The sequence below is a fragment of the Nocardiopsis sp. CNR-923 genome (assembly GCF_001942255.1).
Lineage (GTDB): Bacteria > Actinomycetota > Actinomycetes > Streptosporangiales > Streptosporangiaceae > Nocardiopsis.
On record NZ_MKKC01000131.1, the window covers coordinates 144,679 to 170,099 of the forward strand.

At 71.4% G+C, this 25,421-nt stretch carries 13 protein-coding genes and 7 pseudogenes; 3 read left to right on the forward strand and 17 right to left on the reverse strand.

Going from position 1 to position 25,421, the window contains the following annotated elements; translation table 11 throughout:
* Positions 1-63: 63 nt before the first annotated feature.
* The 14 genes and pseudogenes from obgE to BJF83_RS23485 form a co-directional block, all read right to left on the reverse strand.
* Positions 64-1,428, reverse strand: a complete 1,365-nt coding sequence (obgE, locus tag BJF83_RS23420; RefSeq protein ID WP_075928002.1) for a GTPase ObgE — start codon at positions 1,426-1,428, stop codon at positions 64-66.
* Positions 1,429-1,558: 130 nt separating this feature from the next.
* Complete coding sequence (rpmA, locus tag BJF83_RS23425) at positions 1,559-1,819, reverse strand: 50S ribosomal protein L27 (RefSeq protein ID WP_075928003.1); 261 nt, start codon at positions 1,817-1,819, stop codon at positions 1,559-1,561.
* Positions 1,820-1,832: 13 nt separating this feature from the next.
* The gene (gene rplU, locus BJF83_RS23430) at positions 1,833-2,144 is read right to left on the reverse strand and encodes a 50S ribosomal protein L21 (protein ID WP_075928004.1); all 312 of its coding nucleotides are present in this window, start codon (positions 2,142-2,144) and stop codon (positions 1,833-1,835) included.
* A gap of 440 nt (positions 2,145-2,584) precedes the next feature.
* Positions 2,585-5,398 (reverse strand): annotated as a pseudogene (locus BJF83_RS23435) (Rne/Rng family ribonuclease).
* A 60-nt stretch (positions 5,399-5,458) separates the two neighbouring features.
* Positions 5,459-6,319 (reverse strand): TIGR03936 family radical SAM-associated protein, encoded by an 861-nt coding sequence (locus BJF83_RS23440; RefSeq protein ID WP_262391805.1) that lies wholly within the window; start codon positions 6,317-6,319, stop codon positions 5,459-5,461.
* 498 nt (positions 6,320-6,817) lie between these two features.
* A complete protein-coding gene (locus BJF83_RS23445; RefSeq protein ID WP_075928005.1) occupies positions 6,818-8,758 on the reverse strand; it encodes a TIGR03960 family B12-binding radical SAM protein in 1,941 nt (646 codons plus the stop codon).
* Between the two features lie 60 nt (positions 8,759-8,818).
* Positions 8,819-9,994, reverse strand: a complete 1,176-nt coding sequence (gene rodA / locus BJF83_RS23450; protein WP_075928006.1) for a rod shape-determining protein RodA — start codon at positions 9,992-9,994, stop codon at positions 8,819-8,821.
* Positions 9,995-9,997: 3 nt separating this feature from the next.
* A pseudogene (gene mrdA, locus BJF83_RS23455) lies at positions 9,998-12,179 on the reverse strand (penicillin-binding protein 2).
* A gap of 4 nt (positions 12,180-12,183) precedes the next feature.
* Complete coding sequence (gene mreD, locus BJF83_RS23460; RefSeq protein WP_075928007.1) at positions 12,184-12,744, reverse strand: rod shape-determining protein MreD; 561 nt, start codon at positions 12,742-12,744, stop codon at positions 12,184-12,186.
* Positions 12,741-13,639 (reverse strand): annotated as a pseudogene (gene mreC, locus BJF83_RS23465) (rod shape-determining protein MreC). Before mreC ends, mreD begins: the two are co-directional and overlap by 4 nt.
* Position 13,640: 1 nt before the next feature.
* On the reverse strand, positions 13,641-14,675 hold the full coding sequence (locus BJF83_RS23470; protein WP_075928008.1) for a rod shape-determining protein: 1,035 nt from the start codon (positions 14,673-14,675) through the stop codon (positions 13,641-13,643).
* A gap of 364 nt (positions 14,676-15,039) precedes the next feature.
* A pseudogene (ndk, locus tag BJF83_RS23475) lies at positions 15,040-15,446 on the reverse strand (nucleoside-diphosphate kinase).
* A 167-nt stretch (positions 15,447-15,613) separates the two neighbouring features.
* Positions 15,614-16,033 (reverse strand): DUF4233 domain-containing protein, encoded by a 420-nt coding sequence (locus tag BJF83_RS23480; RefSeq protein ID WP_075928009.1) that lies wholly within the window; start codon positions 16,031-16,033, stop codon positions 15,614-15,616.
* Between the two features lie 30 nt (positions 16,034-16,063).
* Positions 16,064-17,415: pseudogene (locus tag BJF83_RS23485) on the reverse strand (bifunctional folylpolyglutamate synthase/dihydrofolate synthase).
* Between the two features lie 111 nt (positions 17,416-17,526).
* Here BJF83_RS23485 and BJF83_RS23490 point away from each other — a divergent pair.
* On the forward strand, positions 17,527-18,780 hold the full coding sequence (locus BJF83_RS23490; protein WP_075928010.1) for a hypothetical protein: 1,254 nt from the start codon (positions 17,527-17,529) through the stop codon (positions 18,778-18,780).
* 152 nt (positions 18,781-18,932) lie between these two features.
* On the opposite strand, the gene BJF83_RS23495 is transcribed toward BJF83_RS23490, so the two are convergent.
* From BJF83_RS23495 to BJF83_RS23505, 3 genes and pseudogenes are all read right to left on the reverse strand, one after another.
* The gene (locus BJF83_RS23495; protein ID WP_075928011.1) at positions 18,933-20,357 is read right to left on the reverse strand and encodes an LVIVD repeat-containing protein; all 1,425 of its coding nucleotides are present in this window, start codon (positions 20,355-20,357) and stop codon (positions 18,933-18,935) included.
* A gap of 143 nt (positions 20,358-20,500) precedes the next feature.
* A complete protein-coding gene (locus tag BJF83_RS23500) occupies positions 20,501-21,910 on the reverse strand; it encodes an LVIVD repeat-containing protein (protein ID WP_075928012.1) in 1,410 nt (469 codons plus the stop codon).
* A gap of 134 nt (positions 21,911-22,044) precedes the next feature.
* Positions 22,045-23,381 (reverse strand): annotated as a pseudogene (locus tag BJF83_RS23505) (LVIVD repeat-containing protein).
* Positions 23,382-23,718: 337 nt separating this feature from the next.
* Between BJF83_RS23505 and BJF83_RS23510 the strand changes: the two are divergent.
* Together BJF83_RS23510 and BJF83_RS23515 are read left to right on the forward strand one after the other, a co-directional pair.
* A pseudogene (locus tag BJF83_RS23510) lies at positions 23,719-24,422 on the forward strand (DUF305 domain-containing protein).
* Positions 24,423-24,560: 138 nt separating this feature from the next.
* The gene (locus BJF83_RS23515) at positions 24,561-25,250 is read left to right on the forward strand and encodes an alpha/beta fold hydrolase (RefSeq protein WP_075928013.1); all 690 of its coding nucleotides are present in this window, start codon (positions 24,561-24,563) and stop codon (positions 25,248-25,250) included.
* Positions 25,251-25,421: the final 171 nt, after the last annotated feature.

Here is a 25,421-nt window from a genome sequence, read left to right on the forward strand (position 1 = left end):
TCGGTCGCCGTGCGCGTACCTGAGTGTGGGTCCGGCTGGTGCGTAACGGTGTCCCCGCGCGGGTCAGCCCAGCCGGGCGTCGGTGCCGCGCGGGCCGGACGGGACGACCTCCGCGTCGGTCGACGGGTCCCAGTCGAAGACCACGGAGTCCTCCTCCGTGCCGATGTGCACCTCGGCGCCCTCGGTGGCGCCGGCCCTGGCCAGCTCCTCCTCGATGCCGAGGCGGTTGAGCCGCTCGGCGAGGTAGCCGACGGCCTCGTCGTTGGAGAAGTCGGTCTGGCGCACCCAGCGCGCGGGCTTGTCGCCGCGCACCCGGAAGGCGTTGCCGCCCAGCGGCACGACCTCGAACGGCGTCTCGCCGATCATCTTCGGCCGGATCACGACCCGGGTGGGCTCCACGGGCGGGGCGGCGGCGCGCGCGGCGGCCACCTGCTCGCCCAGGGCGAAGGACAGTCCCCGCAGGCCCTCACGGGAGGCGGCGGAGACCTCCAGGACGCGGTACCCGCGCTCGACCAGCATCGGGGTGACCAGGTCGGCGAGTTCGCGGGCCTCGGGCACGTCCACCTTGTTGAGGGCGACGATGCGCGGCCGGTCGGACAGGTCGACACCGGCGCGCTCACCGTAGGCGGACAGCTCCGCCTCCAGCGCCTCCAGGTCGCTGACGGGGTCGCGGCCGGGCTCGTAGGTGGCGCAGTCGAGCACGTGCAGGAGTGTGGAGCAGCGCTCGATGTGGCGCAGGAACTCCAGGCCCAGGCCCTTGCCGTCGCTCGCGCCGGGGATGAGGCCGGGCACGTCGGCGATCACGTACTGGACGGCGCCCGCCTCGACCACCCCGAGGTTGGGGATCAGGGTGGTGAACGGGTAGTCGGCGATCTTGGGCCGGGCCGCGGACAGCGCGGCGATCAGCGACGACTTGCCCGCGCTGGGGAAGCCCACCAGGCCGACGTCGGCGATGGTCTTCATCTCCAGGCGCACGTCGAAGGCCTCGCCGTCCTCTCCCTTGAGGGCGAAGCCGGGAGCCTTGCGTCTCTTGTTCGCCAGGGCCGCGTTGCCGAGTCCCCCGCTGCCGCCCCTGGCCAGGACCAGGCGTGTCCCGTGGCCGACCAGGTCGGCGACGACCTCGCCGTCCGTCCGGGTGACCACGGTTCCGTCGGGGACGGCGAGCACGAGGTCCCCGCCGTTGGCTCCGGCGCGGTGGCCGCCCTGCCCGGGGGTGCCGTTCTGGGCGGTGCGGTGGGGGCGGCGCTGGTAGTCCAGCAGGGTGGCGGTCTGGGCGTCGACCTCCAGGACGACGTCGCCACCGCGGCCGCCGTTGCCGCCGTCCGGTCCGCCCAGCGGCTTGAACTTCTCACGGTGCACGGAGGCACAGCCATGCCCGCCGTTTCCGGCCTTGACGTGCAAGACCGCCTCGTCGACGAAGTCAGGCATAGCTCTCCCCGTTACTCGTGCGGGCCCACCCCAGGAGGGTCACCGCGAACCACACGCGTCAACCAGTGACAACGCGAGGGGCGGGCCAGTGTTCCCTGGCCCGCCCCGAAACCCACGACGTCCGCGCGACCTACTCGGCGGCGGCGGGGACGATGTTCACGGCCTTGCGGCCGCGGTAGTTGCCGAACTTGACCTCGCCGGCGACCAGGGCGAACAGGGTGTCGTCGCCACCGCGGCCGACGTTCGCGCCCGGGTGGAACTTGGTGCCGCGCTGACGGATCAGGATCTCGCCGGCCGAAACGGTCTGACCGCCGAAGCGCTTGACGCCAAGCCGCTTGGCATTGGAGTCGCGACCGTTACGGCTGGACGAAGCGCCCTTCTTGTGTGCCATCTCTCCAGGCCTCCTACTTCGCCGCGATGCCGGTGACGCGCACCTGGGTGTGCTTCTGGCGGTGACCCATGCGCTTCTTGTAACCGGTCTTGTTCTTGTACTTCAGGATGTTGATCTTGGGACCAGCGGTCTCACCGAGAACCTCGGCGGTGACCGTGTAACCGCTCAGCTTGTCGGCCTCGCTGATGACGTCGTCACCGTCGACGACAAGGATGGGCTGCCAGGTCAGGGTAGCGCCGGCCTCCTTGGAGACCCTGTCGATGTTCAGGACGTCATCGACGGACACCTTCTCCTGTCGGCCGCCCGCTCGCACGATCGCGTACACCGGGTAACTCTCTTCCTGCTCGCTCAACGAATAATGCACTCACTGGGACCATTCCCGGGGGAAGTCCAGGCCCGCTCGCGCGGGGCCCCCGGGTCAGCCCTGCCTGTGCAGGCCTGGCTGTGAAGGGGCCGCTCCCACCGTGGTGGGAAGAAGCCTCGTTCCACGATCCACTGATCGCCTGTAGCGGGGCGCGGGGATCTGAGGGAAACAAACCCTGCGTGGAGAGCACTTCGGTGTCGGGGCGCGGGCTCACGCGGAGCGCGCCGACGCACCGCCCATCAGGTTACCACCGACCCGCCGCGCGGCTGTACGCCCGCTCGCTTTGGTCCTGCGCTTCGCTCCGGACCGCGTTCGGGCGCCGAACGACACCTCGGAGGGCGACCCACGGCACGCGTCCGTCCCCCTGGGAGAGGCCCACGGGGACGGACGCCGTGGGTGGGCTAACCGGCCTCCACCGCGGTCGGCGAGGTGGCCGCCGCCTTGGTGCGCCGGGTCCGACGGCGCTTGGGCCGTTCGGCGGTCTCCTCCTCCGCCGCGGGCGTCTCCGTCTCCGGAACGGCCTCCTCGGCGGGAGCCTCGGCGGCCGCGGCGCGGGCGGTCCGGCGCGTGGTGGCGCGCCGGGTCCGGGGCTTCGTGGCCGGGGCCTCGGCCTCCGGCTCGGCGGGCGCCTCGGCCCGCTCCTCGACCGGAACCCCGGCGGGCTCCTCCTCGGCGGCGGTCGGCTCCTCCACCGGCTCGGCGGCCTTGCGCGCGCGGGAGGTCCGCTTCCGGGTCCGCTTGGCTGGCTTGTCCGCGGGTTCGGCCGCCTCCTCGGCGGCGGGCGCGGGCTCGACCTCGGCCGGTTCGGACTTCGCGGCCCTCTTCTCCGCCTTCGCCGCCTTCGTCGCCTTCTCCGGCTGCTCGGTCTTCTCCGCGGGCTGCTCCGCCTCGCCCTTGCCCTTCTTCTTCTTGCGACCGCCGTTGCCGCCCTTGCCCTCGACCGGCTCGGTGGACAGCAGCAGGCCCCGGCCGTTGCAGTGGTCGCAGCTGTGCGAGAACGCCTCCAGGAGCCCCTGCCGACCCGCTTGCGCGTCATCTGCACCAGGCCGAGCGAGGTGACCTCGGCCACCTGGTGCTTGGTGCGGTCGCGCGACAGGCACTCCAGCATGCGGCGCAGCACGAGGTCGCGGTTGGACTCCAGCACCATGTCGATGAAGTCGATTACGATGATGCCGCCGATGTCGCGCAACCGGAGCTGGCGGACGATCTCCTCGGCCGCCTCCAGGTTGTTCTTGGTGACGGTCTCCTCCAGGTTGCCGCCCTGTCCGGTGAACTTGCCGGTGTTGACGTCGACCACGGTCATGGCCTCGGTCCGGTCGATGATCAGCGACCCGCCGCTGGGCAGCCACACCTTGCGTTCGAGGGCCTTGTTGATCTGCTCGTCGATCCGGTACGCGGAGAAGACGTCACGGTCCTCGGTCCAGTGCGACAACCGCTCCGACAGGTTCGGCGCCACGTAGTCCACGTACTCGTGGACGGTGTCCCACGCCTCCTCACCGGCGACCACCAGGCTGGAGAAGTCCTCGTTGAACACGTCGCGCACGACCCGCACGGTCAGGTCGGGCTCACTGTTGAGTAGCGACGGGGCGCTCGCCGACTTCGACTTGCGCTTGATGGACTCCCACTGATTGGCCAGGCGCGAGATGTCGCGCTCCAACTCCTCCTCGCTGGCCCCCTCGGCGGCGGTGCGCACGATCACGCCCGCCCCGGACGGCATGACCTTCTTGAGGATCTGCTTGAGGCGCGCGCGCTCCTTGTCGGGGAGCTTGCGGCTGATCCCGGTCATCGATCCGCCCGGCACGTACACCAGGTAACGGCCGGGAAGACTGATCTGGCTGGTCAGGCGGGCGCCCTTGTGCGCTATCGGGTCCTTGGTGACCTGCACCAGGACCGACTGGCCGGACTTGAGCACCGACTCGATGCGCTTGGGCTGTCCGTCCAGACCGAAGGAGTCCCAGTTGACCTCGCCCGCGTACAGGACCGCGTTGCGGCCCTTGCCGATGTCGACGAAGGCGGCCTCCATGGACGGCAGGACGTTCTGCACCCGGCCGAGGTAGACGTTGCCCACGTAGGAGCGGTGGGTGGACCGGTCGACGTAGTGCTCGACGAGGACGTCGTCCTCCAGCACCGCGATCTGGGTGCGGTCGCCGTTGCGGCGGATCACGAGGTCGCGCTTGACGGACTCGCGACGGGCCAGGAACTCGGACTCGGTGACGATCGGCGCCCGGCGGCGGCCCTGTTCGCGCCCCTCGCGGCGGCGCTGCTTCTTGGCCTCCAACCGCGTGGAGCCGCGGACCGCCTGGACCTCGTCCTCGATCGGCTTCTCCTGGCGCGGCTCGCGGACCTTGACCACGGTGTTGGGCGGGTCGTCGGCCGTGCGGCCTCCGCGGCCGTCCCGGCCCTGCGGCGACGGCGGCGACGGCGGCGGCTGCCGCGCTCGCCCTCCTCGGCGGGGGCCTGCCCGGAAGCGGCCTCGGCGGCCTCGTCCCCGTCCTCCTCCGCTTCGCGGGCGCGCTCCTCGTCGGCGCGCGACTCGGACTCGGCGGTCTCCTCGCCGGTGCGCGAGCGGCCCCTGCCTCGGCCCCCACGGCGGCGGCGACGGCGGCTCGGCCGCTCGTCGGCGGTCTCGTCGCTCGTGTCCTCCGCCTGGCGCCCGTCTCCTCGACGGCCTCCTCGTCCTCGTCCTCGGCGACCTCGGGCTCGACCGGTTCGACGGGCGCCGAACCGGCCCGCTGGGCGACCGGCGGCTGGAAGAGCATGGCGGGCGACTGGAAGACGGCGGCGCCGGAGGTCCCCTCGGGCTCCGTGGTCTCGGGCTCGGCGACGGGCTCCTCGACGCGGCCCTTCGCGGCCGGGGCGGGTTCACCGGTCGACGCGGCGCTCCTGGTGCTCCTGGTCCGCCTGCGCGGCGCAGGGGACTCCTCGTCGGGGCTGCCGGCCGCGCGCACGGTGCGCCGACGCGGGGCGGCGCTCACGGAGGTCTTGACCGTTCCCCCCTCACCGGAACCGGCGAGCGTGGTCTTGGGCTGGGCGGGGGCGGCGCCGTCGTCCGGTTCGGGGGGCGGTCCAGCGGCGCGGCGCGCGCCCTTGGCGGAGCCGGGCCTGGTGACCCGCACCGCGTCCTCCCCCCGCGGGGGCGTCGTCGCCTTGGCGTTGGCTGTTTCAGTTGTACCCGCGGCGCCGTCGGCGCCGTTCGTGGGCTCGTTGTCGAGCATCCGGGCGGTCTCCCGTCAAAGTCCTCGGGCGCGCCGCGACCCCTCGGTCGGCGGCGCGGCTCACGAGAACTGTCGTCGCTGTTTCAGCGCCGGCGACACCGGGGTGTCGCCGGGGCAAAGTCCTGTGTTCGCGCCCATGGACCCCACCCTGGGGCCGCTCTCGGGCGCCGACGGCCGTGGTGCGTTCTCGCTCCGCTCCAGGTGGTCGTCCGCGAGTCCGGTGCCCACGGTGATGTGGGCGTCGGGCCGGTCCGCGGTGAGCGGGTCCGCGATCGCACCTGTCGTCTCGTCCAGTGGCCCCTGCGCCAGCCGGGTCATCAACGGTGATGACGGCGGCGCGAGGTCGGCCACGAGTCGCAGGCCGGTCAGCACGTCGTCTGGTCGCACGGCAGGTGTCGTGTGCCGAACGACCATTCGAAGTATGGCATATGTCGCGTGTTGTTCCCCTGGGGCGCGCCCGCCGGGCCCGCCCGCCACGTCGAGTCGGACCACGGCCGGTCGTGCGTCGAACCGGCGTCGTCCCTTCTTCGTCATCCGTTCCACCTCGACGCTGTCGGCGGCCAGGAAGGCGCGGGCCGCCGCGGCGGCCGCGTCGGGGTCGACGCCCGTCAGTTCCACCCGCCAGGCGGAGGCCTGGAGCCGGTCGGCGAATCCGGGGCCTCGGGCCTCGACGACCTCGACCACGTCCACGCCCTGGGGCATGGCCGCGTCGAGGGCGGCTCTGATCCGCTCGGGGTCGCGCTCCTCCGCCAGGGTGAGTTCGAGGTACTCCGCGTCGCTGGCGACCCCTGTGGGGGCCGCGCCGGTGTAGGAGACCTTCGGGTGCGGTGAGAAGCCCTCGGAGAACGCGACCGGTACGTCCGCTCTGCGCAGGGCGCGTTCCAGCGCCCGGGCGACGTCGCGGTGACTGGCGAACCTCATCCGGCCCCGCTTGGCGTAGCGGACGCGGAGCCGTTGACGAGACCTGGTGGTGGAGGGTGAGGTGGTGCCCTCGGATGCGGGGGGCAGCTCAACTCCTTTCCTCGTGCCCCCGGTGGGGTCGGCGTGCGACCTGAAGGGGCTGTTCCACAATCCTGTTCAGCGTACGGTGCGCCGTGGTGCACATGCGCCAACAGGACTACGCATACCGGTACCTCCCCCGCTGACCTGCGGTCGAAAAGTCCCCGAGGCGACCGGGCGGAGTGCGAACCGGCATTCACCACCAGAACGCGGGGGCCGCCGAAAAAAATCCGGAGAAAATCCGGATCCGATGGCAACCCGCCGCATCCCCCGCGAGTCCTACTACACGTACGGCCCGGCGCGAGCGGGGCGCCGGGCCGTACTTCTCTCCTTCCCGGGCCGCTCCCCACACGGGGTAGAGCGCCCGGAGCGCGCATCCTACTGGAGAGTCACCCCCTGTGGCCAGAGCGCCCCCTGCCGTCACTCCTTCACGGAGAGTGGGAGCAGCGGCCGTCCGTCGGCCGGGGCGTTGGTCTGGATCTCGGTCCCCATGCTCGGGCACACGCCACAGTCGTAACAGGGGTTCCAACGGCAGTCGTCGACCTCCACCGACTCCTCGCCGTGCAGCGAGTCCCGCCAGTCCTGCCACAGCCACGACCGGTCCAGGCCCGCGTCGAGGTGGTCCCAGGGCAGCACCTCGTCCTCATCGCGCTCGCGCGTGGTGTACCAGTCCAGATCGACCGGCGTGTCCGCCAGCGCGGTCCGCGCGGCCTGCGCCCAGCGGCCGTAGGAGAAGTGCTCGCTCCAGCCGTCGAACCGGCCGCCCGCGCGCCACGCCTCCTCCACGACCCGCCCCACCCGGCGGTCACCGCGCGAGAGCAGGCCCTCGATGATCGACGGACGCCCCTCGTGGTAGCGCAGCCCGACGGCCTTGCCGTACCTGCGGTCGCCGCGCAGTCGGTCGCGCAGCTTCCGCAGCCGGGCGTCCACCACCTCGTGCGGCGTCTGGGCCGCCCACTGGAACGGCGTCTGGGGCTTGGGCACGAACCCGCCGATGGAGACCGTGCACCGGACGTCCTTGCGCCCGGTCACCTCGCGTCCCGTGCGGATCACCTCGGCGGCCAGGTCGGCGATGGCCAGGACGTCCTCGTCCTCCTCGGTGGGCAGCCCGCACATGAAGTACAGCTTCACCTGCCGCCACCCGGCCGCGTAGGCCGCGGTCACCGTGCGGATGAGGTCCTGCTCGGTGACCATCTTGTTGATCACCCGGCGCATTCGTTCACTGCCGCCCTCGGGCGCGAACGTCAGCCCCGACCTGCGCCCGTTGCGGGTGAGCTCACCGGCCAGGTCGATGTTGAACGCGTCCACGCGCGTCGACGGCAGCGACAGTCCCGTGTTGGATCCCTCGTAGCGGTCGGCCAGCCCCTTGGCGATCTCGCCGATCTGGCTGTGGTCGGCGCTGGACAGCGACAGCAGGCCCACCTCCTGGAACCCGGTCGCCCTGACCCCCTCGTCCACCATCGCGCCGATGGTCTGCCTGCTTCGCTCGCGCACAGGGCGGGTGATCATCCCCGCCTGGCAGAACCGGCAGCCCCGGGTGCAGCCGCGGAAGATCTCCACGCTGTAGCGCTCGTGCACCGACTCGGCGGTCGGCACGATCGGCTTCCTGGGATAGGGCCACCGGTCCAGGTCCATCACGGTGTGCTTGTGGACCGTGCCCGGCACGCCGGGGCGGTTGGGCGTGTACGCGGCGATCCGGCCGTCGTCGTGGTAGGCGACGTCGAAGAAGCGCGGCACGTAGACCCCGCCGGTCGCGGCCATCCGCAGCAGCAGCGCGTCGCGCCCGCCGGGCTCGCCCTCCTCCTTGAACTCCCGGACGATCTCCGTGATCGCCAGGGCGATCTCCTCGCCGTCCCCGAGCACGACCGCGTCCAGGAAGTCCGCGACCGGCTCGGGATTGAACGCCGCGTGCCCCCCGGCGAGCACGATCGGGTGCTCCTCGCCCCGGTCGGCCGACCGCACCGGAATGCCCGCCAGGTCCAACGCCGTGAGCAGGTTGGTGTACCCCATCTCGCTGGCGAAGCTCACCCCCAGCACGTCGAACGCCGCGAGCGGCCGGTGGGCGTCGACCGTGAAGTGCGGGACGCCGTGCTCGCGCATCAGAGCCTCCAGGTCCGGCCATACCGCGTAGGCGCGCTCGGCGAGCACCCCCTCGCGCTCGTTGAGGATCTCGTAGAGGATCTGCACGCCCTGGTTGGGCACCCCGACCTCGTAGGCGTCCGGGTACATCAACGCCCAGCGCACCGCCGCCCCCTCCCAGTCCCCGACGACGGAGTTGAGCTCTCCCCCGACGTACTGGATGGGCTTGCCCACCCTCGCGAGCAAGGGTTCGAGCCGCGGAAAGACGCTTTCAACGGACATGGTGACGAAGCCTTCGTGGTCGACGTGCGGTTTTCCCAGGTTACCGAGACCGTGCGGTGATCACTCGAACCCGCGGTCCCGCGAGCTGACGCCCAGGACCAGTCCGAGCGCCAGGAGGTTGGCGACGATCGCGGTGCCGCCGTAGGAGACGAACGGCAGCGGCAGCCCGGTCACCGGCATGATCCCCAGCCCCATCCCGATGTTGATGAAGCACTGGAAGGCGAACCACGTGGCCACCCCCACGCACAGCAGGCGCGGGTAGGGCTGGTCGCATCCCTGGGCGACGCGCAGGATGCGCCAGAGGATCACGGCGAACAGGGCGATCATCGCCCCGGCCCCCACGAACCCGAGCTCCTCCCCCGCCACCGTGAAGATGAAGTCGGTGTGCTGCTCGGGCACGAACCGCCCGTGCGTCTGCTCTCCCTGGAACAGGCCGGTGCCGACGAACCCGCCCGACCCCACCGCGATCAGCGCCTGGGCCGAGTTGTACCCGGCTCCCTGCGGGTCCGCGGACGGATCCATCAGCGTGGCGAGCCGGTCCAGCTGATAGGGCTCCAGCAGATCGAACCACCACACCGCGACGCCCGCCGCCACCCCGCACGCGAGCATGCCCGCCACCCACGCGATCGGGGCCCCAGACATCGTGAGCACCCCCAGGAAGATGGCGCCGAGCACCAGCGTGGTTCCCAGGTCGGGTTGCAGCAGCACCAGGGTGAGCGGCAACGACAGCACCAGCAGGCCGTACAGCACGTCCCGGGTCATCGGCTTGGTCTCGCCGTCGCGGGGCTCCCCGAGCAGCGTGGCCAGCACGAGTGCCAGGCCGACCTTGGCCAGCTCACTGGGCTGGAACTGGAAGCCGCCCAGAACGATCCACCCGCGCGACCCGTTGATCACCGCCCCCATGGGTGTGAGCACCAGGATCAGGCCGATCACCGTCGCGCCGTAGACCAGGTGCGCGTAGGCGCGCACCGTCCGGAAGTCGACCGAGGCCACCGCCAGGCACAGAGCCCACGCGACCGCGAGGTGGGCCAGGTGGCGGCGCACGTGCCCGGTCGCCTCCATCGGGCCGCTCCCGTCGCCGGGCAGGGTCGCCGACCACACCAGCATGGTGCCGATCGCGCACAGTGCCAGCGCCGAGCCGACCAGCGTCCAGTCCAGGCGTCGCGCGGCGCCCGCCGCGGCCAGACCGATCCGGACCCGGGACGTCGGCCCCGGAACGCCCGTGTGAGTGCTCATGCGCTACCGATCCAGCATGTCGATGGAACCGTCGGGGCGGACCGCGGGCAGCCCCGACCAGGGCCTGCCGCCGGGCAGGGCCGGTTCGGAGCGGACCTCGTCGTCATCCTCCCCGTCCTCCCCCTCGCCGTCCTCACGCTCCTCGTCCTCCTTCGCCTCGGCGTCCTCTCCGGAGAAGCCGTAGATGCCCTCGTAGATCTCCCGGGCGATCGGCGCGGCCGTGGCGCCACCGGTTCCGCCCTGGGAGACCAGTACGGCGATGGCGAACTGCGGGTCGTCGGCGGGGGCGTAGGAGGCGAACCAGGAGGAGACCTGTCGGCCCACCACGTCGGCGCTGCCGGTCTTGCCCGCGATCGACACCCGGTCCTGCGGGAATCCACCGAAGGCGCCGCTCGCCGTACCGGCCTTGGGGACCTCGGTGAGGGCGGCCTGGAGGTAGCTCAGGGTCTGCTCGCTCACGGGCAGGCGGCCGGCGACGGCGGGCTCGATCTCCTTGACCACCGACCCGTCGGCGGAGACGAACGCCTTGCCCACGCGCGGTTCGTACAGCGTGCCCCCGTTGGCGATCGCGGCGTAGGCGTTGGCCAGTTGCAGGGGGCTGACCAGCACGTCGCCCTGGCCGATGGCGAAGTTGACCGCCTCGCCCGCGCGCCACTCGAAGCCCTCCACACAGTGCTCGTGGGCGAGCCGCTTGAGGTAGGCGGCGTGGGAGGGGTTGGTCTCGGCCACGTCGGGGTAGCCGTGTTCGCCGCGGTGGCAGTTGGTCTCCCGGTTGGCCTCCCAGAACGAGCGCTTCCACGCGCGGTCGGGGATGCGCCCGCTCGTCTCGTAGGGCAGGTCGATCCCGGTCGGCGAGCCGAAGCCGTAGCCGCGCGCCATGTTCGCCATGGCCTCGTCCGGCTCGCCCTGCGGGTGCAGCCCGCCGTCGCTGAGCCACATCTGGTAGCCGAAGTTGTAGAAGACCGTGTTACAGGAGACCACGATCGCGCGGTGCATCGTGATCGACCCGTGGCCCTGCCCCGCGTAGTTGGCGAAGTTCTGACCGCCGACGTTGATCGACCCGGGGCAGGCGTAGGTGCTGCGCAGCGAGTATCCGCTCTCCGCGGCGGCCGAGAGCGACGACACCTTGAACGTCGACCCCGGCGGGTACTGGCCCTGGAGCGCCCGGGACAGCAGCGGCTCGCCCGCGTCCTCGCTGAGCATCTCGTCGAAGGTCTCCTGGTCGATGCCGCCCTGCCAGACGCTGGGGTCGTAGGTGGGCACGCTGGCCATCGCGATCACGCCGCCGGTGCGCACGTCCAGGACGACGGCGCGCCCGAGTCCGCCTTGTAGCGCGGCCGGGCGGCCGCCATGCCACGTGCCAGGGCCGCCTCGGCGATCCGCTGGACCTCCAGGTCCATGTGGGTGACCAGGTGCATCCCGGCCTCGGGCTGGCGGTCGGAGACGACCTCCATCACCTCGCCGTGGTTGTTCACGCCCAGGGTCCGCAGCCCCGCGGTGCCCCGCAGTTCGGAGTCGTAGACCTTCTCCAGGCCGTCGCGCCCCACGTGGTCGATCCCCGTGAACTGCGTCCGCAGCTCCTCACGGGCCTCCAGTTCCTCCTGGGTGACCGGCTGGAGGTAGCCGAGCACCTGCCCGGCCAGCTCGCCGCCCGGGTACTCGCGGATCGCGTGCGCCTGTGCGGTGACCCCCGGGAACTCGTCAGAGCGCTCCATGATGTGCAGGGCGATCCGCGGCTCGACGTCCTCGGCGAGGGTCACCGGCTGGTAGGGCGACCCCGGCCAGCAGGGACGCCGGACGGCGGGCCCGCACAGCCGCATCCGCTGTCGGAGGTCCGTCAGGGAGACACCGAGCACCCCGGACAGGTCGGACAGGACCGCCTCGCCGCCGTCGTCCATACCCATGAGCTCGTGGTAGTCGGCTGAGACGACGAGTTCGGTCCGGTTGCCCACCAGGGGGCGGCCCCGGGCGCGAGGATCTGTCCCCGGGTGGCGGGGACGACGAGGCGCTGGTGGTGGTTGGAGACCGCGAGTTCGCGGTAGTGGTCCCCCCTCGGCACCTGGAGGTACCACATCCGCACGCCCAACAGGGCGAACAGCGCGATCACCAGGACCTGGGCCATGACCAGGCCCGCCGTGCCGAGCTTGCGGCCGTGGACGGAGGGGCCGACGGGTGGCCTGCGCACGCGATCACCAGCCCCCCGGGCCCATCGGCCCCTGGATGGTGGCGAACTCGTTCTCCGTGAACGCGTTGCGGATCCACAACAGGGGAACCGTGACCAGCGGGGACACGAGCGTCGTCAGGAGCGTGCCGACGCCGACCGCCGCCGCCACCGCGCCCGGGGACACCCGCGGGTCCCCCATCACCAGGCCGACGGCCGCGTAGCCCAGGCCCACTCCGAGCGAGGTGACCGCGGTCACGACGATCCCGGTCCGGGCCGACGGCGGCGCGCCCACGGCCCCCGGTGAGCCGGTGTTGGCGCGCAGCAGGGCCACCAGGTAGGCGGCCACGCACAGCACGAGCGCGTACCGCCCCACCGCGTGTTCGGCGGGCGGCAACAGGTCCATGGCCAGCCCGGCCGTGAACCCCGTGAACGCCGACACGGCGGGGCTGGCGGTCAGGGCCACCGCCACCAGGGCGGCGACCACGAGGTCGGGTCCCGGGCCCCAGTCGAACGGGATCCGGTTGACGGCGGTGGCCTGGACGAGCACCGCGACGGCCAGGATGAGCAGGGTCGCTGCGGACCTCATCGGTCCCCCTCGGATTCGGGTCGGGGCGCGAGGACGGAGTCGCGGGGGTCCTCGGCGGGACCGGCGACCACCACTCCCACCACGTCGAGCGCGGCGAAGTCGACGGCGGGGGCGAGGCGGGCGAGACGGCTGAGCGCGCCCGGTGACGACTGGACCTCCTCCACCGTGCCCAGGGGGACCCCGGGCACGAAGGGGGCGCCGTCATGGGAGCCGAGCGTGAGCACGCGGTCCCCGGCCTCCACGGGGGCCTCCATGTCGAACAGTTCCAGGGTCAGTTCGGCGTCGGGGCCGCCCGGGACGGTGCCGCCCCGGACGACGCCGATCTTGCGGGTGCCCTCCAGACGCGCGCCGACGGCGGAGGCGACGTCGGTGGCCAGGACGACCGTGGACGTGGTCGGCCCCACCTCGACGACGCGGCCCACCAACCCGTTCCCGTTGACCACGGTCATGTCGGGGCGGATGCCGGACTCGCGCCCGCGTCGAGGGTGACCGTCCGGGCGAAGCCGCGCGCGGTGACGCGGGTGACGGCCTGGGCCGGGAGGATCTCGTAGCCGCCGAGCCCGGACAGGTACAGCAGCTCGGCCAACTGGTCGGCGCGCTCGTCGTCGTTGCGGGCGGCGACCAGCCGTTCCTGGAGCTGGGCGTTCTCCGCCTCCAGGTCCGCGATGCGCTCGGCGGCGCGCGGTGCGGCGCGCATGCCGTCGTAGAAGGTCACGGCGGGCGCGGCGGCCCACCCCACACCGGTGGCCGCGGGGGCGAAGACGTACTCACCCGCGACCCGCCCGGCGGAGGTGACGGGATCGCGGCCGGGGCGGGAGTCCAGGACGAGGAGGGCGACGGCCGCCACGACGAGGACGGCGAGGACGAGCCGGGACCGGGGTGAGTCGCGGAACATGTCAGCGCCGCCGTTCGGGGACCAGGACCTGGTGCAGCCGCTCGTAGTTCTCCACGCAGGTGCCCGAGCCGATCGCCACGGTGTCCAGCGCGTTGTCGGCGATGTGGATGGGCATCCCGGTCTCGTGCAGGAGGCGGTCGTCCAGGCCGCGCAGGAGGGCCCCGCCCCCCGTGACGGCCACGCCCCGGTCCATGATGTCGCCGGACAGCTCGGGCGGGCATCTGTCCAGGCTGGCGCGGACCGCGTCGATGATCGCGGTGACCGGCTCCTCGATGGCCTGGCGGACGTCGGTCTCGGACAGGACGATGGTCTTGGGCAGTCCGCTGATGAGGTCGCGCCCGCGCACCTCGGCCTGGAGCTCCTCGGCCCCGGTCGGGTAGGCGGAGCCGATCGCCATCTTGAGCTCCTCAGCGGTGCGCTCCCCGATCATCAGGGAGTACTCCTTCTTGACGAAGGTCATGATGGCCTGGTCGAGTTCGTCGCCGCCCACGCGGATGGACTGGGAGGTGACGATGCCGCCCATGGAGATGACGGCGACCTCGGTCGTGCCGCCGCCGATGTCCACGACCATGTTGCCGGTGGGCTCGTGGACGGGCAGGCCCGCGCCGATCGCCGCGGCCATCGGCTCCTCGATGATGTAGACCTTGCGGGCGCCCGCCTGGTACCCGGCCTCCTTGACCGCGCGGTGCTCGACGGAGGTGATCCCGCTGGGGACGGCCACGATGACGCGGGGCTTGGCGAAGTGGCGGCGCCGGTGGATCTTCTGGATGAAGTAGCGCAGCATGCGCTCGGTGATCTCGAAGTCGGCGATGACGCCGTCCTTGAGCGGGCGGATCGCCGTGATGTTGGTCGGCGTCCGGCCGATCATCTGCTTGGCCTCGATGCCGACCGCCACGATCCTTCCGGTGGAGGTGTTGACGGCGACGACCGACGGCTCGTTCAGCACGATGCCGCGCCCGCGTACGTACACGAGCGTGTTGGCCGTTCCCAGGTCCACGGCCATGTCCCGGCCGAGAAAAGCAAGATTGTTCGGCATGTAACGTCCTCAGGCGCCGTGTCGGACGCGGTTGGCCGTCGCGACCATAGGTAGTCGTTCCGGCACGATAGGTATCCAGCTCCCGCATCGTAACGGACCGCACTTACGACGTTACGCAAACACACCGAATTGTTGCCCAGACCCCGGACGAAAGCCGACATGCCCGGCTGCACCATGGTTCCCGGCCGCCGCCCCTGCGCTGGTAGGGAACCACTCAGGAGCCTCGATCCGGGACCGGTGGGCCGCGCCGTCCGTCGAGCCTATCGCCGCGCTCCCTCCTCGCCGGGGATCGGCCGCATCGACACCGGACGCACCGAGCGCGGTCCGCGGGTGCGCGCGGGCCGGGCGCTCGGTGGGACCGGGCTCAGCCCAGGTCGGGGAAGAACAACTTGATCTCGCGGTCGGCGGAGTAGGTGGAGTCCGAACCGTGCACGATGTTGGCCTGCACCTCCAACGCGAAGTCGCCGCGGATGGTGCCCGGTGCGGCGGCGACCGGGTCGGTGGCGCCGGCCAGGGCGCGGAACGCCTCCACGGCGCGCTCGCCCTCGACCACCATGGCCACGAGCGGGCCGCCGGTGATGAACTCGACCAGCGAGTCGAAGAACGGGCGCTCGGCGTGCTCCTCGTAGTGCGTCTTCGCCGTCGGGACGTCCAGCGTGCGCAGCTCCATGGCGGCCAGCTTCAGGCCCTTGCGCTCGATGCGCGAGACGACCTCGCCGACGATGTTGCGGCGGACGCGTCCGGCTTGATGAGAACGAGAGTGCGCTCCACGGGCGGTACAACTCCTCACTGGATTTCCGCGTGGCACGGGTGGGCGGCGACGCCCGCGGCCTGCGCCGCACGCGGAGAACGGGGTGGGTGGGTGTCACGGGAGGCACGGCCGTGATCGGGGACGCGCCCCGAGAAGGGACCGGCCACGTGCCCGGACCTGCGCCAGACTACCGCGTCGAGGACTCCGGCGCGGTGTGCTCGGCGGCTCCGGTCCCGTCCTTGGCGGTCGCCGCGGCGGCCTCCGCCCCCTCCGCCGCGGACCGCGCGGCGTGGGCGGCGCGCGCCGCGTCCACACGGTGGCCCGTCAGCACACCGACCACCCACAGTGCGGCGAACACGACCGATATCAGCAGCATCCCCGAGACCAGGAACGAGGTGGCCAGCATGACCGCCTGGAGCACCCAGGCCGTGTAGTGGGCCCAGGTGAACCTCTGAAGGGCGCTGAGCACGAGGGCGGCGGCGGCCAGCCCTCCCCAGACCCCGGCCGCCAGACCGGTGTCGATGCCCTCCACGTTGACGGCGATGGGGATGGCCAGCCCCAGGATGATGACCTCGAAAGCGAGGACGACGGCGCAGACTACGCGCACGGCTGATTCCCTTCGTGGTGTCGTCCGCCGCTACTCCCCCGCTCCCCGCAGCAGATGGACGGCGTCACCGGCGGTGACGACCGATCCGGTGACCAGTACTCCGGCTCCGCCGAACTCGGTGCCTTCCTCGGCCAGGCCAATGGCCAGGTCGATGGCGTCGTCGAGTCGGGGAGCCTCGCGTACGCGTTCCTCTCCGAAGATCTCCTGCGCGAGAGCGGACAGCCGCGCGGTTCGAGGGAACGCGGCGAGGAGTTGCGGGTGACGACGATTTCGTCGAGTAGTGGTTCCAGGGGTTCGAGGATCCCCTCCACGTCCTTGTCCGCCATGATCGCGACCACGCCGACCAGCCGGGAGAAGGTGAAGGCCTCCTCCACCGCGGCGGCGGTGGCGGTCATCCCGGCCGGGTTGTGGGCGGCGTCGGCGATCACGGTCGGGCTGGTGCGCACGACCTCCATCCGGCCCGGGGAGTCGACCCCGGACAGGGCCTGGCCGACGATCGCGGGGTCGAGGCCGCCGGCGTCGTCGCCGGTGGCGGCGAAGGCCTCCACGGCGGCGATGGCGACGGCGGCGTTGCCGGCCTGGTGCGCGCCGAAGAGAGGCAGGAAGAGCTGTTCGTAGGCGCCGGTCAGTCCCTTGACGGCGACCTGTTGTCCACCGACCGCCACGTCGCGGGCGGTAACGCCGAACTCCAGGCCCTCACGGGCCACACGGGCGCCGACCTCGGCGGCGTGGCGGACGAGGACCTCGGCGGCGGGCAGCGGCTGCTGGGCCAGGACCGCGACGGAGTCGGGCTTGATGATGCCCGCCTTCTCCTCGGCGATGCCCTCCAGCGAGTCGGGCAGGTACTCGGTGTGGTCGATCCCGATCGGCGTCACCACGGCGACGTCGGCGTCGACGACGTTGGTGGCGTCCCACCGGCCGCCCATGCCGACCTCAACCACGGCCACGTCCACGGGGGTGTCGGCGAAGACCGCGTAAGCCATCGCCGTGAGCAGCTCGAAGAACGACAGCGGCGCGTCGTTCGCCGCGTCCGCCATCTCCACGTACGGCTGGATGTCGTCGAAGGCTTCGACGAACCGCTCCTGGGAGACGGGCTCCCCGTCGACGACGATGCGCTCGCGGACCGTGCGCAGGTGCGGGCTCGTGTAGCGGCCCACACGCAGGCCCCGCGCGCGCAGCAGCGCGTCGATCATGCGGGCCGTGGACGTCTTGCCGTTGGTGCCGGTCACGTGGATGACCCGGAATCCGCGCTGCGGCTCGCCCAGCAGGTCCAGCAGGGTGCGGATCCGGTCGAGCCGAGGGTCGATCTCGGACTCGGGCGTGCGGGACATGATCTCGGCGGTCACCTCGGCGTAGCGCTCATCGGCGCTCGCGCCGTTCACGGCGTCTCGGTGGTCGGGATGTACACGCCGGTCAGTGTACGCGTACGGAAGTGCCGGTCGGACCCGCGTTGACGGTCCGCTAACGCGCTCGACGCGACGCATACTGAAGCCATGGACACCCCTGATCCCTTCTTCACCGAGTGGGCGCGCAAGCGCCCCGGACAGATCCGCAGCCGTCGGCGAGCGCGGCTGCTCATGGAGGCCCTGGACCTTGATCCGGCGTCCGTGCCCGTGCTCGGCGTGGTGGGGTCCAAGGGCAAGGGCGCCGCCGCGACCTACGCCGCGGCGGCGCTCTCGGCCGCCGGGCTGCGCACCGTGCTGGCCACCGGGCCGAGCTTCCGGTCCTACCGTGAGCGGGTCCGGGTGGACGGGGTGTCGTTGACGGACACCGAGCTGGACGCCCTGGGCGCGCGGATCGAGGCCGCGCGGGTACGGCTGCCGCCGGTGGAGGAGACCGGCGGCCACCTGGCTCCGAGCGGGCTGTTCCTCATCGCCGCGCTGCTGCGGGCGCGGGAGGTCGGCGCGGACGTGTGCGTCCTGGAGGCCGGTGCGGGCGGGTACCGCGACGAGTTGCGCGTGATCGGACCGGACGTGGTGGCGCTGGGCAAGGTGTTCGGCGAGCACCTGGGCGTGTTGGGCGACACGATCCCCGAGATCGCCCGCGAGAAGGTCCGGGTCGCGGGTGCCCGCACACGCGCACTGCTGACCCTGCCGCAGACCGACGAGGTGTCCGAGGCGGTGGCGGCGGGCCTGGCCGAGGCCACGGACGGTTCGGTGGTGGCCGAGACCGTGGACCCGGACGCACGGGGCGTGGAACCGCCGGCGGAGCTGCGCCCCGCCGGGCTGTCCGCGGCCTCCGGGGTGCTGGGGACCACGGCGGCGCTTCGCATGCTGGACGTGCTCGGACGGCCCCGCCCATCGCCTGCGCGCCTGCGCGCGGTGCTGGGCACGGTACGGCTGCCCGCCCGGTTGTCCCAACACGCGGTGCCCGGGTCCGACGCGCGGATCATCGTGGATTCGGCGATCAACCGGGACGGTGTGACGACGGCCCTGGCGCACGCCCGGACCCTGTGGGGCGGTGTCGACCACGTCCTGCTCTGCCTGCCCGACCACAAGGACGTGTCCGGCGCGGTCGCCGCGCTCGGGGACGTGCCGGTGACGGCGGTCGTGCTGCCCGAGGCCCACCTGCGGTTCGAGCACGTCCCGCCGCCGCACTGGAGGACCGTGAAGGCCGACGACCTGTCCCCCGCCGCGATCGCGGCGCTGGGCGGACGGCTCCTGGCCCTGGGCACTGTCTACTTCACCGGACGCGTTCTGGAGGCCGTGGACGCGCCCACCGACCGGCTGTTCGGCCCGCAGGACTGACGCCCCGGGACGGCGGAGGGGGCCGGGGACACGCGGTCCCCGACCCCCGTTCGGGCCTGCGCTTCGGCCCGGGTCCGAGCGCCTCGGAGACAGGGATCCCTTCTCCTCGGCGGCGCCCGGACACGGCCCTGTGGGAAGCGGTGGCGCGGCGACTACCGGCGGCCGTTGCCCCTGCCCGGCCGGTACACCGGCTGGGACTGCGGGTTGAACTCCTCCATCCGGACCCGCTCGGCCGCGCGCAGCCTCGGGTCCTCCAGCCGCAGGACGTCGATCCCGCGCACGATGTCGGACGAGTACACGTAGCCGTTGTAGTAGTACGTCGACCAGGTGTCGTTGTCCTGGACGCCTTCCTCGACACGCGAGTCCATGTCGAAGTAGCCGATCTCACGCGGCTCGCCCGGGTCGTTGAAGTCGATCACCGAGACGCCGCCCTGGTACCAGGACTGCACGAAGAAGTCCCGGCCCGGGACCGGGATCAGTGACCCGTTGTGCGCCACGCACGTCTGCTCGTCACCCTGGTAACGCTCGATCTTGAAGTAACTGGCGAACTCCAGGGCGGGCCCGTCCCCGTCGTGCTCGATCGTGTAGATGGCGTCCGCGCCGCGTTCGCCGCCGATCTCCGGGGTGCAGGTGGGGGCGCCGCCGCCGCCGAGTTCGTCGGTGAACATCACCGTATCGCCGCTGTTGGTGAAGGTCGCGGAGTGCCAGAACGCGAAGTTCTCGTCGGTGATCCGCTCGGTGACGACCGGGTTGACCGGGTCCGAGATGTCCATGAGGACGCCGTCGCCCATGCAGGCACCGGCCGCGAGGTCCCTGGCCGGGTAGACGGTGATGTCGTGGCAGCCCTGGGTCGGCAGCAGCAGGTTGTCCTGGTCGTGGTTGCCGCCGTCGGGGAAGAGCACCGGCTCGTTGACGACCGCCGCGTCCTCGGGGGCGTCGTGCGGCACCTCGATCACGGAGATCTTGTCGTGCGGGGGCTGGCAGTTGGGGAAGGCGGAGGAGGGGGAGTAGGAGGACACGTAGACGATGTCGCTCTGGCCGTCCTCACCGGGCACGAGGGTGTTGGTGTGCGAACCGCAGTCGGTGCGCACGGCCGCCACGTACTGGGGGTTGGCCTTGTCGGAGATGTCGAAGACACGGATGCCCTCGAACCCGTTCGGGTTGGTGGTGGACGTGGCGGGGGCGCCGCACTCGTCGCTGGCCCGGGGGTAGTCGACGGAGAAGTACAGCAGGTCGCCGCTGACGCTCACGTCGCCCTGGCCGCCGGGGCACAGGACCTCGGAGACCACCTGCGGGGACTCCGGCTCGGAGATGTCGTAGACGACGAAGCCGTCGTAGTTGCCGCCGATGGCGTAGTCGCCGGTGAAGGCCAGGTCCGAGTTGACGCTGCGGACCGCCTCGGGCTTGGGCACGTTGGTGACGTGGGTGACGTTGTCGCTGGTGATGCTGTCGGAGGGCGGGGTGTCTGCGAGGGCCGTCGCCGGGGCGAGCAGCCCGACGGCGAGCGAGGCGGCCGCTGTCAGGGCCAGGGCGGCCGACCGTCTCAGGCCGCGTCGGGCAGGCGTGCGTGCGCGCATTGGGATCTCCTCGTGCGCTCGGGGGGGTCACGTGGTGTCTACGAGGGTGGTGTGAACGGACGGCGGGGCCGCGGCCGTCACGGCCGCGGCCCCTCTCCCGTTGCCCTGGCTCCCCAGGAGGAGCCGCCGGGAGTTCTGGCGGATCAGCCGCGACCGTAGCCGCGGCCCGGCCGGTAGCTGGGCTGGGACTGGGGGTTGAACTCGTCCATGCGGACGCGCTCGGCCACGCGCAACCTCGGGTCGTCGAGCCGGATGACGTCGAGACCCCGCGTGATGTCGGAGGAGTAGACGTAGCCGTTGTAGTAGTAGGCCGACCACGAACCGCCCAGGACGAGGGAGTCCTCGTCGATCGGGTCACGGTCGAAGTAGGCGATCTCGGTGGCGTCGGTGGGGTCGTTGAAGTCGATCACCGAGACGCCGCCCTGGTACCAGGCCTGGACGAAGAAGTCGCGGCCCGGGGTCGGGATCAGCGAGCCGTTGTGCGCCACGCAGTTCTCGGTGTCGCTCTGGTGGCGGGGGAGCTTGTAGTACCCCTCGAAGGACATCTCTGGGTCCCTGCCGCGGCCGATCGTGTAGATGGCGTTGGCGCCGCGCTCGGAGCCGACCTCCTCGTTGCAGGTGGCGCCGCCGCCACCACCGAGCTCGTCGGTGAACATCACGGTCCGACCGCGGTTGGTGAAGGTCGCCGAGTGCCAGAAGGCGAAGTTGTCGTCGCGGACGACGTCGGTGACCACCGGGGCCGCGGGGTCGGAGATGTCCATGAGGACGCCGTCGCCCATGCACGCGCCCGCGGCGACGTCCTTCTCCGGGTAGGCGGTGATGTCGTGGCAACCGGAGGTGCCGGTGTGGCCGCCGTCCGGGAAGAGGACGGGGGCGTCGATGACCTCGGCCGAGGCCGGGTCGTCCAGCGGCACTTCGATCACGGAGATCTTGTCGTGCGGGGGCTGGCAGTTGGGGAAGGAGCTGGAGGGGGAGTACGAGGACACGTAGACGTACTCGTGCTCGCCGTCCTTGCCCGGGACCAGCGTGTTGGTGTGCGAACCGCAGTCGGTGCGCACCGCGGTCACGTACTGCGGGTTGGCCTTGTCGGAGATGTCGAAGATCCGGATGCCCTCGAAACCGTCCGGGTCGGTGGTGGACGTGGACGGGGCGCCGCAGTCCTCGTTCTGGCGCGCGTAGTCCACGGAGAAGTACAGCAGGTCGCCGCTGACGCTCACGTCGCCCTGGCCGCCGGGGCACAGGACCTCGGAGACGATCTCCGGGCTCTCGGGCGCGGAGATGTCGTAGACCACGAAACCGTTGTAGTTGCCGCCGATGGCGTAGTCACCGGTGAAGGCCAGGTCCGAGTTGAACGCGTCCATGGACTCGGTCTTGGGGACGTTGGCGACGTGGGTGAGGTTGTCGCTGGTCTCGGCGTCGCTGGTGAAGGCCTCCTGCGCCAGCGCAGTGGACGGACCGAACAGTCCGGTGACGAGGGCCGCCGCTCCGGCGAGGGCGAGACCGGCAAGGCCTCTTCCACCGAAGGGGCCGCGGGGGCGTGGGGGTGACGCCATATGTACTCCTGGTTCCGAAAAGTGCGAAACACGAAGAACGTACACAGTTAAGGGTCGGAATGTATAGGGGGAGACGAAGGAAACATCATCGTTGACACCATGTCGCCCTGACCCGATCCGCCTACACGCCGTGCCTAGCCGCCCGGAAGGAGCGGCTGGGTCTGCGGGTTGAACTCGACCAACGTGACGCTCTCGGCCGGTGTGAGGCGCGGATCGGTCAACCGGAGCACGTCCAGACCCCGCCGGATCCCGGACGAGTACACGTGGCCGTTGTAGTAGTAGGCGGACCAGGAACCCGCCGTGCGCAGGGTGCTGGGGTCCCAGGGCCCCCGGTCGAGGAAGCCGATCTCCACGGGGTGGTCGGGATCGGTCAGGTCGATGATCGAGACGCCGCCCTGATACCACGACTGCACGAAGTAGTCGGCGCCGGGAACGGGGATCAGCGATCCGTTGTGCGCCACACAGTTCTCCGTTTCGGACTGGTGGCGAGGCAGTTTGTAGTAGCTCCGGAACTTGAGGCTGAGCGTGTCCCCCTCGCCCTCCAGAGAGTAGACCGCGTCCGCCCCCCGCTCGGGCCCGGTCGCCTCGTCGCACACCGCCGCCGAGCCGCCGCCCAACTCGTCGACGAAGACCACGTTCGCCGCGTCGTTGGTGAAGGTGGCGGAGTGCCAGAACGCGAAGTTCTCGTCGCGCACGCGGTCGATCACCACCGGCCGCACGGGGTCGGAGATGTCGAGCAGCAACCCGTCGCCGAGGCATGCGGCGGCGGCGATCCGGCGCTCGGGGTAGGCGGTGATGTCGTGACACCCCGTGGTGTTCTCCAGCCCTCCGTCGGGGAAGAACTCGGGCTCGCCGACGATCTCCGCCTCCTCCGGCGCTCGTGCGGCACCTCGATGATCGCGATCCTGTCGTGCGGGGGCTGGCAGTTCGGGAACTTCTCAGAGGGGGAGTACGAGGACACGTAGACGTAGTCGCGTTGGCCGTCCGCGCCCGGGACCAGGGTGTGGGTGTGCGAACCGCAGTCGGTGCGCACGGCGGCGAGGTACTGGGGGCTGGCTTTGTCGGAGACGTCGAAGATCCGGATGCCCTCGAACCCGCCCGGCTCGGCGGGCGAGACCGGCGGCGAGCCGCACTCCTCGTCGGCCCGGGGGTAGTCCACGGACAGGTACAGCAGGTCGCCGTTGACGCTGACGTCGCCCTGCCCGCCGGGGCACAGGACCTCGGCGACGACCTCGGGGGCCGCGGGGTCGCCGATGTCGTAGACGACGAACCCGTCGTAGTTGCCGCCGATGGCGTAGTGTCCGGTGAAGGCGAGGTCGGAGTTGTAGGCCGTGGAGTGCGCGAGCCCGGCGGGCTTGGGCACGTTGGCCAGGAGTTCCACTCCGCCGCCGGTGACCGGCGTGTCGGCGGCGTACGCACCGGGTGCCGCCACCACCGCCACCACCGCGACCCCCGCAGACAGGCGCCCCATCGCGCCGCCGGACCGACCCCGTCCCGTCGCACGCACGCAGCCATCGCGGACACCCCCAGCCATCACAACGTGAAGTCAATCAACTACCCAGTGTTTTACTCCCCCATGTCAACACACTCCAGACGAAACGCCGAGATCGGACATTCGACCTTGGCGGTAGAACCGCGCGACCTGGAACGGAGCCGCCCCTTCGGGGGTCCGCGACCGCGCGACGCGGCCCGGTCGCACCCCCCCGGGGCTGGACAAAGCACCCGCTCACTGAGTAGAAATCCGGCAAGGTGTCGCGTCGGCACCGCACCGCGGACCCTCGTCCGCCGACCCCGTCTGGAGGACTCTCGTGCGTCGCCTGGCACTCGCGGCAGGAACCGCGCTCACCCTGTTCGCGGTCTCGGCCTGCATCGACGGCGGCCAGCAGTCGGCGAACGTCATCGCCCCGGGCGCCCCCGGTGAGTCGTCCTCCCCCGCCACCTCCGAGCAGATCGCCGCGCTGGCCGAGGAACAGGGGCACACGCGGCCGACGTCAACTACCTCGTGCTCATGATCGAGCACCACCGGCAGGCACTGGAGATGGCCGACCTCGTTCCGGACCGGCATCGGCGCGAGGGGATCGACAGCATCGCCGACCGCATCGCAGCCGCCCAGGGGCCGGAGATCACGGCCATGGAGAGCTGGCTGGAGGAGAACGTCCTCGGGCCCGCCCGGGAGAACCCTGCCTACCGGAACTTCTGCGGTCTGGAGGGCGACGGCTCCCACCACGGCGGTGACGAGGACCTGCCCGGGTGCGACCTCGACGTCGACCACGACGACATGCCGGGGATGGCCTCCGACCGGGAGCTGGCTGATCTGGAAGCCGCCGAGGGGGACGAGTTCGACCGTCTCTTCGTCGAACTGATGACCACCCACCACGAGGGCGCGATCACCATGGCCGAGGAGGTGCTCACCGACGGGCACGACCGCACCGTGACGCGGATGGCCAACGACGTCATCGCCGAGCAGAGCGCCGACATCGCGCGGATGGAGCAGATCCTCGCCAACGAGTGAGCCGCCCGGCGGCCGTGCTCCGTGCCCCGTGCCCCGTGCCCGCCGAGGATTTGACCCCCGGTGACATTACCGGGAGTGACATCCGGGTAGTCCCGTCCGGGGCCGACCGTCGGCCCGACCGGTCGGGAGGAGCGCTCGATGGCGGACATCCTGTTGGTGCACGGCGCCGCGTCGGACGGTTCGAGGTGGAACGAGGTCATCCGGGTCCTGCTGCGTCAGGGGCACGACCCCGTGGCCGCGCAGCTGCCGTTGACCTCGGTCCCCGACGACGAGGCGGTGGTGCGGCGAACGATCGACGGGTTGGGCGGTCCGGTCGTGGTCGTGGGGCACTCGTTCGGCGGCGTGGTCATCTCGCAGGCCGCCCACCGCAACCCCAGAGTGGGCGCCCTGGTCTACGTCGCCGCCTTCGCCCTCGACCAGGGCGAGTCGGCCGTGGACGTCCTCACCGCGCACGCCCCGGAGCCGACCCCGCCGGAGCGTGTGCTCGTCGTCGACCGGTGGGGCTACTTCACCGTCGCCACGGACGAGTACCCGAAGTACGTCGCCCAGGACATCGACGCCGACCTGGCGCGGATCCAGGCGCGAACACAGGGACCGACCGACGCGGCCAGATTCGAGTTCGTCTGCGGTCCGCCCGGGTGGCGGGAGCATCCCAGCTGGTACGTGGTCGCAGGCAACGACCGCATAATCCACCCGGCCGCGGAGGCGTGGATGGCCGAGCGCGCCGGGGCGAGGACCACCACGGTGCCCGACGCGAGCCACATGGTGCACATGTCCCACCCCCAGGAGGTGGCGGACGTGATCGCCGACGCGGCCTCGACCCTGTGACGCACGACGGTCCCCGCTCCCCTCACGGGAGCGGGGACCGTCTCAGGTCGTCGCCGCCCGGCTCAGGCGGATTTCTCCTCCGGTCCCTCGTCGAGCTGGCTCCGCGGCACGATCGTCGGGTTGACGTTGTCGATCACCGTCTCCCGCGTGATGATCACCTGACCCACATCC